Source organism: Pseudofrankia asymbiotica (assembly GCF_001983105.1).
Classification (GTDB): domain Bacteria; phylum Actinomycetota; class Actinomycetes; order Frankiales; family Frankiaceae; genus Pseudofrankia; species Pseudofrankia asymbiotica.
In genome coordinates this window covers 1-1,500 of the sequence record NZ_MOMC01000168.1, presented here as the reverse complement: position 1 = coordinate 1,500, position 1,500 = coordinate 1, and the positions used below count along the sequence as shown (strand labels likewise).

Here is a 1,500-nt window from a genome sequence, read left to right as displayed (position 1 = left end):
GACGAGGTCCTGGGCTTCACGCACAACAGGGCGAGCCACGCGGAGTTCGTGGTGGTCGACGACGTGAACGTGGTCTCCCGTCCGGAGGGGCTGTCCTGGGACGTGGCCGGGGCGTTGTACGTGGCCGGCACGACCGCGTACGCCACCGTGTTCGCGGTGGACCCCGGACCGGCCGACACGGTCGTGGTGTCCGGTGCGGCGGGCGGCGTCGGATCGCTCGCCGTGCAGCTCGCGCGGCGGCGCGGCGCCACGGTGATCGGGCTGGCGAACGGTCGAAACCATGCGTGGCTGAAGGAGCGTGGCGTCATCCCGGTCGAGTACGGGGAAGGCTCGGCCGAGCGGATCCGGCGGGCCGCCGACGGGAACATCGACGCGTTCATCGACGCGTTCGGCGACGGCTACGTGGAGCTGGCGGTGGAGTTGGGTGTGCGGCCCGAGCGGATCAACACGATCCGTGACTGGGAGRCCGCGGCCAGAATCGGCGCGCGGACCTACGGAGAAGGCTCGGCGGCATGCGCGGTCGTGCTCGGCGAGCTGGCTCGACTCGCCGCGCGAGGAGAGGTGGAGGTGCGGATCGCTCGCACCTATCCGCTGGAGGGGGTACGAGACGCGTTCCGCGAACTGGAACAAGGACACACCCACGGCAAGATCGTGCTTCGTCCATAGTCCGTGATGGACACGCACGTCGGCGTACCGCGATGCGGGCGGCGTGCCACCGGGGGAGACCCGCTCACCTCCGACACCACCCCCCCGACCGGTAGCCGGTCCGAAGGGCACCGTGTATCTGCGCTACGGGCTCGCCGACGGCACACCCGGGACGGGGGACATGGGCGCGCCTGATCGCGGCGTCGAGCGCGCGGACTGATGACTATTGGATCGGTTTGCCACAGGGGTCGGCTACCGAGACCGGTTCGAATCGTTTGCCGTCCGCGCTGACCTTGACGAAGGCGTAGCAGGTCGGCACGGTGCGGGCCTGCGCGATGTCCACGCTGGCAGGGAGCAGACCACCGCCGTCGAAGGCACGCAGGCTGTTGAGGCCGGCGGCGAGGGACTCGCGGGTCGGGCACTGCCCCGCCGCCTGGACGCCATCGAGGAACAGGTCGGCGGCCAGCCAGCCCCAGACGGCGGACTGCGCGGTCGGGGCGGCCAGCTCCGGCGCGTACGTCGCCATCGAGGTGAGGTAGACCTTGTGGGCCTCGGTGTTGTCCTCGAAGGGGCGTAACGCCATGTAGATGGTGGCGCTGGCCATTGCCTGGCCGAGCTTGCGCAGCAGCGTCTGGTCGTAGCCCAGCGGAAGTAACGCGACCTTGAGATCGACTCCCACGGCATGCAGCGCGGGCACCAGGGCCGCGAGCGAGTCCGGGAGGACGATGCCGGCGAGCGTGTCGACGTGCGCGTCCTTGAGGCGGTTCGCGATCGCCGTGTAGTTGGCGGTCCCAGGGGCGATCTCGATGGACAGCGGGGTCGCGACGCCGGCCCTGTTGAGGCTGGTGGCGAGCT

The 1,500-nt window shown here is 70.4% G+C and carries 2 protein-coding genes; one reads left to right on the top strand and one right to left on the bottom strand.

Annotation, left to right across the window (positions count from 1 at the left end):
* Window positions 1-666: zinc-binding dehydrogenase (locus BL253_RS39020; RefSeq protein WP_076823126.1), on the top strand; the 666-nt coding region annotated here is incomplete at its 5' end.
* Between the two features lie 202 nt (window positions 667-868).
* On the opposite strand, the gene BL253_RS39015 is transcribed toward BL253_RS39020, so the two are convergent.
* A partial coding sequence (locus BL253_RS39015; RefSeq protein WP_158230527.1) for an ABC transporter substrate-binding protein occupies window positions 869-1,500 on the bottom strand: 632 nt, incomplete at its 5' end.